The organism is Amycolatopsis sp. NPDC005003 (assembly GCF_053600695.1).
The window spans coordinates 99,816-112,561 of sequence record NZ_JBSGAI010000003.1 but is presented as its reverse complement, the minus strand read 5'-3'; the positions used below and the strand labels follow the sequence as shown (position 1 = coordinate 112,561).

Genomic DNA, 12,746 nt, shown 5'->3' with positions numbered 1-12,746 from the left:
GGTCTGTTCCAGGTTCAGCGGCGTACACCGAAGTTCAAGTAGATCTGGTCGAGAGTTTTTTCGTTCATCACTACGAGCACAGGGATGACGATTATCAGCCCCCACGGCAAGGTGTTGACGAACCACGTGCGAGGCTGACTAATAATTAGACTGACTCCGCATATCAGCGCCATAAGCAAGCATATACCAACCAGACGCCGCAGCAACGTTCTGACCAAGGTATACGTTTGATAATCATTCGGAAATAGGGCATGCGTCAGATTCGACAGCGAGTGCTTGAAGGCGAGAGCTCCCATGGTCGCAAAAATGGCCATAAAGACGAGCCACCAACGAAACGATGCCAACAGGAAGATAGGGATAATCTCGGTCACTCCGAGGGTGAGTGGGACCAGCGTGTCCCAGAACCGTGGCGTCCAGCGCATGATAGTTAGAAACCAGATATACCCATAAGAGACAATCACTATACCAAGAAACAGCAGGAAGGCCTCACCAAAGATGCCAACCCGGTAGGTCGAATACTTCTCTGATGTCAGCACACTAAAGGCCTGCTGGATGAGCAGCCCCAGAGCGACTCCCTGGATAATACTGATATGATTAAGATATCCGTCCGGAAATGTGTCCAGCGACCGGCGGACGAGAACATCGCGACTTAGCGGCTCAAGCGTCTCTTGGATGCTATTGACTTTCGCTGCCTCGCTCGGACCCGGGTACGCCTTTGAAGGTGGTGGTCCCGCACGCTTGACATACATGAGAAGCACGAGCGCCAAGGCTCCGAGTAGCGGCAAGGCGGCTTCCAGCCTCGAAGGCTTTGCCACGGTCGACGACTCCTTACTAGTTGCACGCTCAATTTAGATGTGATTCGAGTTCTCACCACTTGCAATCGGGTCCGTTTGAGCTGCCTCGGCGCCAATTTCCGCCTTGTATTCACTACCATGGTCGAAGGCAAGTAGCACCGCCTGGAGGAGCAGAACCGCACAGCATATCGAGAGCCAAGCGGCCACTTCCCAGTCGTGAATCCGATCGTCCGGCCTTACGATATCCAGCCCAACCGACCGGGTTACGGCTGCAACACTGAGCACAAGAGAGAGATACGGGAATAGAGTCTTCAAGAGGTGCGACTTTGACCGCCCCAAGCTCAGCCGGGGTTCTCTCCCGCGAAATCTAAATCCGACCAACCACGCGATCAAGCAGAGTGCGAACAGGCCAGCAGACAGAGGCAGCGACACGTTGGCGAGGAAGTTTCGAAACGGCGTGAGATTCGGCCCGAGTTCGCCGGTCACGCTACTTGCTGCCCAGGGTGTGGCAGCTACATCAAAGGCTCCTGTTGTCAAGAACAAGATGGCCAGCGGAGCGCCCAGCACGGTTACAATCAGGCGAGCATGGAAGCTCAGGCCGGCAATGCCGGAGTTTCCGACGAGTTGGACTATTGCATAAAGCAGCAGTAGGACGGCAAACGCAAAGGCTACACCGCCGAGAAATTCTTCAGAGGCGGCTCGCCCCTTTATAAGAGCGCAGCCCCGCTCCCCGGCCAACACCGAGTACTGAAGCGTCGCGATCAGCAAGCTGACGAACGCTGATATGAGGGCGAGCAACACGAGTGAATCTGACCTCACATCAGCAGCTTCCTCGCGCTTGCTGACTACTGACGCACGGCGATGCATGCCAGGCAGGACCAGTGTAACCGCGGCAAAGGCAAACGCCGCCAGTACGCCAGCCATCTGCGAATAGAGACTTGCTGATCCTGTCACGTCAAATGACAAGACAGCCTGCCCGCAGGCGTCCAATACGATCACCCCGCTACGCGCCATCCTGATGCTCTGGCTGCTGCTGAGTCGCAGCCGGAAGGAAGACTGTTACAGGTGCGGCTATTGAACGGGCCAAAGACTCAGACCGAAAGATCACAGTGGGAACTGCCTGATTGAACCACGGGCTTCTACCGAATCGTCCGGTGTTCAGCCACGAGAGTAACGAAGTGGCCTACCGCCGTCATCAGGTTAGGCTCAAGTATTCGAGCCCTGTAACAACCTGTGGTGCCGCTTGTCCCTGCGTTCAGGGTCACACATCGAGACAGCTCAGCGCCTCCTGGTACCTCGGGCAAGATCTCGAACGGCTGATCCTCCTAACGACCAGCGAGATCAGGATGGGGCAACGGCTACTACGCTGACCTGCATGAACCGCGGCGAAGGCGACGACCTGGCGAGCCTCGTACGTCTGCCGTCGCCCCTGGTCGAGCTGCGGGATGAGCGGCTGGAGCTACGCGGCGTCGAGCTGTGGCTCAAGCGGGATGACCTCATCCATCCCGAAGTGCCAGGGAACAAGTGGCGCAAGCTGCGGTACAACCTCGAGGCGGCCCGCGACCAGGGCTTCACCCGGCTCCTGACCTTCGGCGGGGCGTTCTCCAACCACATCCGGGCAACGGCTGCGGCCGGTTACTACCTGGGCTTTGAGACCGTCGGGGTGATCCGGGGCGAGGAGCACCTGCCGCTCAACGACTCGTTGGCGTACGCCACCAGCCGCGGCATGGTGCTGACGTATCTGGACCGCGCCACCTACCGCCGCAAGACCGAACCGAACGTGCTGGCCCGTCTCATCGCGGAATTCGGGCCCTGCTACGTCTTGCCGGAGGGCGGCTCGAACGGCCTGGCGGTGCGGGGCTGTGCCGAGCTGGTCGCCGAGATTGCGACGGACTTCGATGTCATCACCTGCGCCTGCGGCACCGGCGGCACCCTGGCTGGGATCGCGGCCGGCCTCGGTGGGGAGCAGCGCGCCCTCGGCTTTGCGGTGCTCAAGGGTGGCCAGTTCCTCGACGACGAGGTGCGGCGGCTGCAGCACGAGGCGTTCGGTGAAGCGACCTCGAACTGGGCCATCGAGTACGACTTCCACTTCGGCGGCTACGCCAAGCGAAGCTCCGAGCTGGACGCCTTCATCGCCGACTTCACGGCGCGCCACGGCATCACGCCCGACTGGGTGTATGAGGCCAAGATGCTCTACGGCCTGTTCGCCCGCATCGAGGCCGGGGCGGTTACGCCCGGCACCCGGATCGTCGCGGTGCTGAGTTAGCGACGTTCGATCAAACCTTGGCGTGATAAGCCCGCTGGGCGGCCAGCGACGTGTCGGTTTCGCAGCGGCTGAGGTGCCAATCACCACTGTTAATGGCGAAGTCCCGGCCAAAGCCGAGCCACATACCGCTCATCCGCCGCCCGACCGGATCCACCACCAGCTGCAGCGTGCCGTGGTAAGTGGCGCCCTGGTAGTAGCCACCGGGTGAGGTCTGCTCCCGCCAGGTGCCAGTGGCCACGGCCATGTCCTTAGCCAGCTCCAGTCGTAACCGTGAGCCGGTGGTGTGCGGCAGGCTCATGCCGACCAACCGACTGCCGTGCTGGCGCAACACGACGTAGTGCTCGCCGGTCAGGGTCTTGCGCCGCCCAGTGCTGGGGTAGTGGTACTGGCTGTGCCAGATGCCGGACAGATCGTCGCCCGCCGGAGCGTTCTCGGACAGCGAGTCGGCGGCGGCCGGGTCGGGTGCCAAGGCCCATCCGGCGGAGGCCAACGACAGGGCGGCACTGACCTTGAGTAGGAGCGACCGCCGGCTGACCGGGTTGCCGCCAGCCTGCGTCCAGGTGGATGCCAGCCGCGCCAGCTCAGGGGCGTCTACCTGGTCGAGCCGCGCCACGAACTCCTCCAGGGTGTCGGCCCGCGCGGGCTGGTCGAGCACGGCCAGCTGCTGGTGGGCTTGATGCACCTCGTCCGAACTACGGAAGTCGGCGGCGTCGGCCACAAGATCAGCGACGCTGCACTCGTACAGCTCGGCCAGGCCGCCAAGCACGGCCAGCGACGGCGCGTGCCCAGTGTCGCCGGGCCACAGCTCCCAGTAGGAGAAGTTCTTGAACGTCTTCGGATCGGTCGGCCAGCGGGCGTTCCACGCCTCGGCGGCGTCGCGTTGGCTCCAGTCCCGCACGAGCCGCAGGGCCACGCGCATGTTGACGTGGTAGCGCTCGGCAAACACCCGCGCAATCTCGACCTAGGTCTTTGACTGAGCCCGCAGTTCGGCCGACAATTGCCGCTGCTCCTGCCGCAGGCTGCGCGTGACAGCTGGCATCTGGTTACTCCTCTGAGGCGGGATTTCGCGCGGACGGTACCCGAGTCGCCGACATCCTACAGAATATCCCGGTTGAACGGGGACACCTTGCGCCTCAAGATCACGGGCCAGTGGGGTGGATTGGCCGTCTGAACTGCGGTTCTGTGGTTCCAGGCACCCCGGCGACCGGTTGACCGCCTCTCGCCTCCCGAGGCCTGGGCGAACTCCGCACGCACCATCCCCGTTCACCCGACGATGGCCCCGGCCGCTGGGGTGCCGCCCACGCATAAGACCAGCGCAAGCGAAGGCGGAAAGACCATGCACGGAGCCACCGTGGTGCAGTTCCCCCGCGCCAGAGCAGCCAGCCAGCCACTCAGCCCGTCGGCTCGACCGAATCCGCTCGCACCAGAACCGGCCAGGCTGTACCTGCTGGCCGTGCTGTATCTCGTTCTCCACGCGCCCGAGCCCGATGCCTCCGCGCTGAACGACCCCTGTCTGGTGTGCGACCAACCCTGGCCCTGCGATTCAGCCCGTCTGGCATACCGGCTGCTCGAGGGGTTCTAAATGCACCCCGGCATGCCGCCGAAGCTCGAGGCGCTGGCCGACGTGCTGCTGGCCCGTCCCTTCGTCGCCCCGCCGGCCGTGGACCCGCTCGTGGCGTACGGCTACATCAGCACCCGGACGACGATCCCGCGGCCCGACACGACTACGCCGCCGTGCTCGACCTGTGGTGCTACACGGAGGGCTGGGTGTTCGGGGCTTGGTTCGCTGACCGCTCCGCGGCCGCGGATGAAGCGCCCCGGCCCGGTTTCACCGGCCTGGTCGACGTGTTACCGGTGTATCCCCGCACCGTCGTGCTCATTGTGGAGTCAGCCTCCTTGTCGCCCCATCCCGGTACGGCCCTGGCCATGCAGGCCGTCATCCGGCGCACTGGAGCGACCTTGCGGGTGCTGGATGAGGAACTGGCGGAGGCGCTGGCATGAACCGCCAAACCGCCGAGCTGGTGCGCGCCTTGACTGGGTTGGGCAAGCATCTGCCCGAGTTCATCACGGAGTTGCTGGCAGGCCGCCTGTCCGTCGAGCGGCAACACGAATTCGCCGGCCTCTTGGCGGAGCTGGCCGAGCAACTCGACCTCCACGCCGACGACCGCGAGCGGGGTGTCATCCGGCTGCCCCGAGTGGAACTGCTGGGACCAGACGAGTCACTCAAGCCGGACAGCAGTCCCGACTCGTCATGAGCTGGTGGGGCGCCTACGCCCTGTGTGTTCTCGCTCTGCCGTTGGGGCTCGTCATCTGCTGGACGGTCTGCGACCGGCGTCAGCGCCGCCGTCGCGCAGGGTCTGCCACACGGAACCTGCCGGACTGGTCAGTGGCCGCAATCCAGCAGCGGATTGCCGACGAACGAGCGGCAGCAGCTGCGGCCAGTGCCCCGACCGAAGTTCTGCCCCGGATTCAGCCGGCCCAGGCCGACCCACCCACCGACCGGCTGCCACGGGTCGGCTTGCCAGAACGCGCGCGGCGCTACGTCCAACGCCCGCCAAGCCCGTATCCCCGCCAGCCGCCACAGCCGCCCGACCGCGTCCTCATGCAGCGCGTGCTGGATGGCCTGCGCAACCTGCCAGACCAGCCATCTCGATCACCGCGGCGCTGGCCCTCGTCCGATCCGGATGCCTCAAGCCCTCCGGCTTGAACTCAACAGGCCGGAGTTTTTGCTCACCTACAACGAGAAAGAGACATTGAAAGCCCAACTCACAGCCGTGGCCACTGGCCTGCTGGCTCTGACTGTCGCCAGCACCGGCACCGCCAGCGCTGCTGTCCAGCCGAACATCGTCGGGGGCACCGAGGCCACCGGTGACACCTCCTGGATGGCCTCGCTCCAGTACGATGCCCCGGACTACGGGCGCTTCGCCCGGCACTACTGCGGCGCCGTCTTGGTCTTCCGCTCCTGGGCCGTCACGAACGCCCACTGCGTCACCGACAACCCCGCTGGCATGAGTGTCCCCACGGCCGCCAAGACCTTCTCGGTTCGCGTCGGCTCCAAGGACCGCACTCAGGGCGGCGAGATGGCCAAGGTGACGAACATCGTGGTGCACCCCGGCTGGCAATGGTCGGCCGGGGCGCCCGCACAGGCGGTGGACGACGTGGCCATGCTGAAGCTCGACCACCCGGTCAACATGCAGCCCATCCAGCTCGCCGGACACGCCGCCCGCCCCGGCGACCGGGTGACGCTGTACGGCTGGGGCTCCGACGAGCCGGACGGCGACACCTCCAACCTGCCGACGCGTCTCCAGCAGCTGGCCACGCGGGTGCTCCCGGCGGCCCAGTGCGCCGACGCGCTGCAGTCCGCCGGGGAAATCTGCACGAACAACCCCCACGGCACGGACGGCCCTGGTGGCGGTGACTCCGGCGGCCCGGCCGTCCAGCTGGTGAACGGCGTGCCGCAACTCGTCGGCACCTGCAGCCGGGCGGCCGCCCGGTATCCCGGCGAGGCCCCGACCGTCTACACCAGCTCGCCGGACTTCCGAAGCTGGTTGTATGACACGGCGCGTGGGGTTCCGGCTGCCGCCTAACGAATGACGACGCCACGCCGTGCGAGAGTGCGCGGCGTGGCGTCTTCGAGGTCACGACCCGAGAATCCCCGACAGCTCTACGAGATCATAATGCTGGCCGCCAGTTTGGAAGTCATCTTGCGGCAAAATTCGCGGCGAGGCTCCGGCGTGCATGGTGTGCAGTCCACGGACCTCGCGGACTAGCTCATCTCGCACCTGCGGGTCATCGGCATGCACCCTGCCGCTGGCGAATCCGGCGACTACTGTCGCGTCGTAGCCGCCATCCTGGGTCTGGAACCGAAGCTCCTCGTAGAGCCGCCGACTCCGCTGCGCTGGCGCCAGGCCCGCAACTTTCGTTCCTGACCGCAAGAGCCTACGGTCGTTTAGAAGCCGCAACGAGTTGGCCGCATTCTCCTTGCCGTTACGAGCCTCAAGCTCAAGCGATATGGCCTCGACGGGTAGACCGTCCGCTATTGCCACCGAAGCTAGAAAAACAGCCTCAGGGATACCGAGTCGAGGCAGGCCTCCCGAGTCCTTGCCCACTGCGCCCGAGAACACGACGTGCCGGACAAGGCCTCGCCCGTAGAGCGATGCGGCCTCCTGTCCCACCCTGGGATCGGCGCAGGAAAAGACGACCAGGAAGTCAACTGGGTTATCGGCAGAGACCGGCTGCCCATGTGGGCCGGCCATCACGGCCGCCAGCCTGTCATAGTCGGCGGCGGACAAGTGATTTTCGCCCACGGTTCCAGCTCCTTCGTTAGTTTAACAACTCGACAAGCCGAGCAACCCTAGCAGCGAGGTGGGGCAACTGTCATTCTTTGCCTGAGACCTGTTGCAACCAGACATGAACCACGTCGGCTTCACCCGATTCAAGGCGCGTTAGAATTTCCCGACTTTTCCCGAATTCCAGCGCTGCCTCTGATGAGCGCGACAACTTGGCGAGAAGCCGACCTTTACACGCCAATGCGCGAGCTTCGGCGATCTCGTTATCATCTTCGCGGAAGTCTTCAATTGCATTGCCGAACCGATCAAGCGCCGCCTGCCCGCGACCTCGCGCGTCCTCCAGTTCCGCGTAACGCAGTTCGGCGTACCCCTTGGTACGCGGATGATTGTACGAGCGGTCTGGCTTGCGCTTACCCGCGAACGCCAGGGCACTCTTAAGGCACTCCTCAGCTTCGCCGTAGCGCTCTAACTGTCGATACACCTCACTCAGGGAGACATTGAGTGAGGCGAGGGCGTTGCTTCTGGCTGGGGAGTCGTCGAAGCCATCGAACAATCCCTTAACCTCAAGGTATGCATGCAGGGCTTGCGTGAACGACTCCGCCCTCTGATCAAGTTTCGCTTGCGCGAGCGTGGCATCGGCCAACTCGCGCCGTACGACCGCCCCGCGACTGAGCAGGACTTCTGATTGAGGTTGAGCGGCACATAGCGCTTGGTAAGCCTGGAGGCTCTGCTTAAAGTATTCAATCGCCTGGCGGCACGCCGCGAGTGGCTCAACACGCGAACGAGACACAGAATCATCGCGTAGTGCATCCTGAAGGTCGCGCACTTGCACAAGGTGCCATCGCCCCATGTTACGCAAGAGCCCGGCTTGAGTCTCGCGGCCTTCTTGAGTATCGAGCCGCAAGGCAAGCCCGTAGCCAGCTTCGTTTACGGCTTGCCAGTCGGACCAATGACTACCCGCTTCGAGGAAGTAGAACAGACTGAAGGCGAGTCGAGCCGCCTGCGGTATTGGCGGCTCGACCGTGCACGCACGCTTAACCAGGTCAACGAGATTCGTTCGCTCAACCTCAAACCAACGCGCCGGGTTCCTCACGCCGCGCTCCGGAGTTTCGGCGTAGCGGTCAACAGCTCGCTTGCCCCGTTGCTTGGGTTGACCTAGGAAGCGCTCGACCGCGTCTGTATCAACCATGGGGTTACGAGGGTTCTTCTCGTTACATGCATAGTTCACGCATTCGCAGTAGGAGGACGCGAGGCGTTCAAAGGTCGCACGGCGCACGTCTGGGGTTTCGTATTCTTTGCACAGCTCACCGGCAAACTCATGGATAAGATCGTGCATATCAAAACGCCCCCGCCGTTCTTCGACCAAGCCGACACTCTTGATACGTAGAGCTATCCTTCCAGCAGTCTGCATTTCACAGTCACTAAGAAGCGAAACCGCATACGTATCAATCTTGTGACTCGACCGCAGGCTAAGTAAACGAAAAGCTCTCCTCTCTACCAATGAGAGCTGATTGTAAGAGGTGGCAAAAACGGCGCGAGGACTTGTGCTCTCGTCGCTGGTCTCTAACGCTTGCAGTCGACTTTCTTCCCATTCCAAGTCGTGAGCCATCTCGGCAAGCTTTAAATTTGGGTAATTCTCAAGTCGCGTCGCTACGACATCGAGCGCCAAGGGTAGACCGGAGCATACCTCAGCAATGCGCCTGACTCCTCTCGGATCACCGTCAGAACGTGATTCGCCAGCAGATTTCCTTATGAAGTATTCGGCGTCTTCCGGCTCCAACTCGGATAGGCGAATCGGCTCCATTCTATGACTAATCGAGAGTCCTTCAAGTTCCTTTCTACTGGTGACAATGACGAATGATGGCGACTTCTTTTCCGGCAGCAGCTCCCGTACATCATCTTCCTGAAGCACGTTATCGAACAGCACGAGCACCTGCCGCTCGGACAACAATGAGGCTAGCCGCCTAGTTCGCCCCCTTGGATTTGCGGGAATATCTTTGACGCCCAGGTCGGCGAGCAATTGCTCCGCAACCTCATCAGGTTGCAGCCGCTGGGAAGAGTAGCCACGGAAATTGATAGCGAAGTAGCCATCCGGAAAACTACCTTGCTCCTCGACGTGTGCCGCCCATGCTTCGGCCAGCGCTGTCTTACCCATCCCCGGCGAGCCGGAAATACCCACAATACCGGAACCGCCACGGCGAAAGTGGCGCAGGCATTGGTCAAGTTTAGCAAGCTCCAACTTGCGCGCTACAAGATTATGACCTCTGACGATTGAACGCTCTCCACCAAGCGCCGCGTCATCGCCCAGACCGACGTCCTGGATAATGCGCTCGATAGCCTTATCATTATTCAAAACTCGATAAATCTGAGTCTTTAACGCACCGACAGTCGGTTCGTAGTAATGATCCTTCCTAAAGGTAACACTACTCCTTCGTCCGACAACCAACTCCGCGGAAGCGAGGATATTTCGCACCGTAACACTATCTAAGGCTTCTCTTCGCTTTATCTCTTTGACACTGGGACTCTCGGGCTTGCTCTCAAGTGTTAGTTTGATAGCAAGCGGCACGTTCTCCGCGGTGCCGTGAACTATTCGATGAATTTCGTCAAATGTCTTTCCGGTGAACCCGAGGCATTCCCGCGCCGCCTTAAGGTGCGGAGTCTCAGCGTCACGTATGGCCTCCTCAAGTACGGCGCGCAAGACATCTGAGAAGGCAGAGGCCTGTCCCGCGACTAACATCAGACGAGGAGGCAGCGCCGCCCGGATGCCAGGACAATCGGGCAGCGAAGTAACTCCATGGCGTGCAAATAGGTCTCGCACATCCTTGTCCACAGCCGCATCTTCCCACGGCATCGCGACACCTCACCTCTAGCAGGAAACCGCTCTCGTTAGTCGCTCAACATCGTGACTTCGTTACAGTTTACTATTGCAAATATGCGGTAAATGTGTTATAAACTGGCGGGGATCGGTTCTTCCTTGCTTAGGAGACCGATTATGCTCGTTGCCAAGTGGGCTCTTGAGAACTTCTACGAATTTCTGGACGACTACTCGCCCTTTGACGATCCAGATGCCGGATTCAAAACTTCTCAGATCGCCCTGTGGGATCATGTCGCCGACTACGTTCAACTGTGGATCGCCTACGGTCACGGGGCGATTACGTGCGCCAACGACTTCGGCGTCTCTCTGACGGTCCTCGCAATGATTGCGGACGACTCCTTCAGAGAACCCGAACGGCTTCCTCGAACTCTGCTGAGTCTTCGAGCAGACGAGAGACTCGATGTTCTGCCGTCAGTGACCAAGATTTTCGTGGATGGCTGTTCCATCTGTGAGCGAGTGACAGATCCCCAGTACTTCGCGCTCTTGTCACACGACCCGGACTACCACATCCGCATGGTGGAACCCGCGAAGGATCGCAACTAGCCCTGCCTGCTCAACTCTCACAACCCATCCGCCAACCGGTCCCCAGACCAGCCCGCTCGTGATCGAGCGGGCTTTCGCTGTCTTTGGCCCGCTTTTATTGATCTTTCGCAAGCCTTTCGCAAAGCTTTGACAGCAGATGGACCTCAGGCGACCTAATGTCCTTTCTGTCAGGCAGATCGCCTGGTAGCTCCGCTTCCGGAGTAAGTCCACAGGAGGTTCAGATGTACTGCTGCACGCCCTCAAGCAGGATCGGGAGGCCGCGATGAACGTCGTGTACTGCTACATCCTCACCGCCGTGCTGGCGGCGCTGGTCGTCTGGCTGTTCACCCGCGCCTACTACCGCGGACGACTGCAGCAGGAGGGCGAGCGCCAAGCGGTCCTGTTGCAGGCTGCGTCGGGCGGCTGCCCGGGGTGCGGCCGGCGGGGTGGTGCCTCGGCCTAAGAGAGGGCGCGGTTGGGGTCGGGCGACCCGGCCCCAACCGCTCAACCAGCAGAAAGGAGGTGTTGTCAGATGCATCGTGGCCTTGGTCGCATGCTCGGGCGGGTGGCCGCCATCGTCGGCGGGCTGCTGGCATTTGGGATCGGGCTCCGACTACTCGTCGGCATCCTGCAGCCGGTGCTCCCGGGCGAGCTCATGAGCGACCTGGCGGCCGGGTTTGACTTGTTCTTCAGCATCGTTCGGCCAGGCCTGGTTCCCCTGATCGCAGTCGGAGCGCTCTGCGCGGTCGGCTGGATCATTCTCGGGGTTCGGAGGTAATCAACAAACAGAAGGGTAGGTGTTGCTTCTCGTGTTCCTTATTTTCTTATTGCTCCCGTTCATCTTCCTGGCACTCTTCTTCGTGACGGTTCACATCGCGGCGATCTTCTGGCCCATCACCATCGTCATCCTGCTCGTCTGGGTCGCCTGCAAGATCTTGCGGTAGTCGTCCGAGCAGCTGTAACTCACTGATTCATCACCCGGCGGTTAGAGCGTGGGCGGGTCAAACGCGCCCGCCCACGCTCTAACCGAACACCTTCATCCCACGAAAATAGGAAGCTGAGGTGACTCATGCCCAAAATCCAGTTCACGACCGGGCTGGTTGAGAGGCCGGATACGCCGGCCGCCAGCCACTGCCCGAGCGATCTCCCGGCCGAAGGACTACTCCAGTCAGGCTCCGCCCCGACCGACGCGCACCTAGCAACTAATGCCCTGCTCGCGCGGGTGCTGCTTGAAGCAGCCAGGCGACGCCAAGATCAACTGCCTGGCTTGACGGAGACTCTTCAAGACCAGGTGCTCATCACCTGCGGCGGGACGACGGCCGCTGTGTACGGCTGGTTCGACGCCAATGCGTGGCAGCACGGTGACCGTCCCGTGCATGAGCTGTTCGTCAATGCCTGTTTCTCCGACCGGCCGCCAGACATCAGCCCGGCGGAGAACGTACTGGTCACGCTCCTGCACGAAGCCGCCCATGTGTACGCCAACGCTAACGACATCCAGGACACCTCGCGCGAGCACCGCTATCACAACCGGCGCTTCGCCCGGCTCGCCGTGCAACTGGGGCTGGTCGTCGAGCCGGACAAACGCGTTGGGCATCGGACGCCCCGGCTGTCAGCCCGCGGCCAAGCCGACTTCGGCGATCTCGTGGTCGAGCTTGGTCTCGGCTTGCTGGTTCAACGGACGCCGCCACGTGGACCGGGCGATTCCGCGACTGCTAGGGCCACGAAGTACGTCTTTGCCTCCTGTCGGTGCGAGGCCACCAGAGGACCGGTGACGGTCCGCATGGCGCGCGGCAGCTGGCGGCCGGGTGCGATCTGGTGTCAGGTCTGCGATACCGCGCTTACACCGAGTCTCTAAAAGAGAGCGACCATAACCGAGTTGAACCCGAGGTCGTAAAGATTCCGAAGTATTCGAATAACAGTAATCCACCCATTCAACAAGGAGGTTCACCATGCCCAGACGCACGAGAAAACAGCTCATTGAAGCCGCGAACGGTAACGAA

The 12,746-nt window shown here is 61.8% G+C and carries 13 protein-coding genes; 8 read left to right on the top strand and 5 right to left on the bottom strand.

What is annotated here, in order from left to right:
- Positions 1-14: 14 nt before the first annotated feature.
- Both ACWED2_RS04810 and ACWED2_RS04805 read right to left on the bottom strand, forming a co-directional pair.
- Positions 15-815 carry a hypothetical protein gene (locus ACWED2_RS04810; RefSeq protein ID WP_449689097.1) on the bottom strand — a complete coding sequence of 267 codons (801 nt, stop codon included), beginning with the start codon at positions 813-815 and terminating at the stop codon, positions 15-17.
- A 33-nt stretch (positions 816-848) separates the two neighbouring features.
- Complete coding sequence (locus ACWED2_RS04805) at positions 849-1,793, bottom strand: hypothetical protein (RefSeq protein ID WP_449689096.1); 945 nt, start codon at positions 1,791-1,793, stop codon at positions 849-851.
- 376 nt (positions 1,794-2,169) lie between these two features.
- On the opposite strand from ACWED2_RS04805, the gene ACWED2_RS04800 reads away from it, so the two are divergent.
- Complete coding sequence (locus tag ACWED2_RS04800; RefSeq protein ID WP_449689095.1) at positions 2,170-3,060, top strand: 1-aminocyclopropane-1-carboxylate deaminase/D-cysteine desulfhydrase; 891 nt, start codon at positions 2,170-2,172, stop codon at positions 3,058-3,060.
- Positions 3,061-3,070: 10 nt separating this feature from the next.
- Here ACWED2_RS04800 and ACWED2_RS04795 read toward each other — a convergent pair whose 3' ends face one another.
- Complete coding sequence (locus ACWED2_RS04795) at positions 3,071-4,006, bottom strand: hypothetical protein (protein ID WP_449689094.1); 936 nt, start codon at positions 4,004-4,006, stop codon at positions 3,071-3,073.
- Positions 4,007-4,794: 788 nt separating this feature from the next.
- Here ACWED2_RS04795 and ACWED2_RS04790 point away from each other — a divergent pair.
- The 3 genes from ACWED2_RS04790 (at position 4,795) to ACWED2_RS04780 (ending at position 6,647) form a co-directional block, all read left to right on the top strand.
- A complete protein-coding gene (locus ACWED2_RS04790; RefSeq protein ID WP_449689093.1) occupies positions 4,795-5,061 on the top strand; it encodes a hypothetical protein in 267 nt (88 codons plus the stop codon).
- Positions 5,058-5,315, top strand: coding sequence for a hypothetical protein (locus ACWED2_RS04785; RefSeq protein WP_449689092.1), 258 nt, complete (start codon positions 5,058-5,060; stop codon positions 5,313-5,315). The genes ACWED2_RS04790 and ACWED2_RS04785 overlap by 4 nt, the downstream gene beginning before the upstream one ends.
- 429 nt (positions 5,316-5,744) lie before the next feature.
- Positions 5,745-6,647 (top strand): S1 family peptidase, encoded by a 903-nt coding sequence (locus ACWED2_RS04780; RefSeq protein ID WP_449689091.1) that lies wholly within the window; start codon positions 5,745-5,747, stop codon positions 6,645-6,647.
- A 51-nt stretch (positions 6,648-6,698) separates the two neighbouring features.
- Here ACWED2_RS04780 and ACWED2_RS04775 read toward each other — a convergent pair whose 3' ends face one another.
- Both ACWED2_RS04775 and ACWED2_RS04770 read right to left on the bottom strand, forming a co-directional pair.
- A complete protein-coding gene (locus ACWED2_RS04775) occupies positions 6,699-7,367 on the bottom strand; it encodes a YdcF family protein (protein WP_449689090.1) in 669 nt (222 codons plus the stop codon).
- Positions 7,368-7,437: 70 nt separating this feature from the next.
- Complete coding sequence (locus tag ACWED2_RS04770) at positions 7,438-10,200, bottom strand: NB-ARC domain-containing protein (protein WP_449689089.1); 2,763 nt, start codon at positions 10,198-10,200, stop codon at positions 7,438-7,440.
- A 141-nt stretch (positions 10,201-10,341) separates the two neighbouring features.
- Between ACWED2_RS04770 and ACWED2_RS04765 the strand changes: the two genes are divergently transcribed.
- From ACWED2_RS04765 to ACWED2_RS04750, 4 genes are all read left to right on the top strand, one after another.
- Positions 10,342-10,767 (top strand): hypothetical protein, encoded by a 426-nt coding sequence (locus ACWED2_RS04765; RefSeq protein WP_449689088.1) that lies wholly within the window; start codon positions 10,342-10,344, stop codon positions 10,765-10,767.
- A 262-nt stretch (positions 10,768-11,029) separates the two neighbouring features.
- Positions 11,030-11,209, top strand: coding sequence for a hypothetical protein (locus tag ACWED2_RS04760; RefSeq protein WP_449689087.1), 180 nt, complete (start codon positions 11,030-11,032; stop codon positions 11,207-11,209).
- A 102-nt stretch (positions 11,210-11,311) separates the two neighbouring features.
- Entirely contained in the window at positions 11,312-11,524 is a 213-nt protein-coding gene (locus ACWED2_RS04755; RefSeq protein ID WP_449689086.1) for a hypothetical protein, read from the top strand.
- Between the two features lie 291 nt (positions 11,525-11,815).
- Entirely contained in the window at positions 11,816-12,601 is a 786-nt protein-coding gene (locus ACWED2_RS04750; protein WP_449689085.1) for a hypothetical protein, read from the top strand.
- The last annotated feature ends 145 nt before the right edge of the window (positions 12,602-12,746 follow it).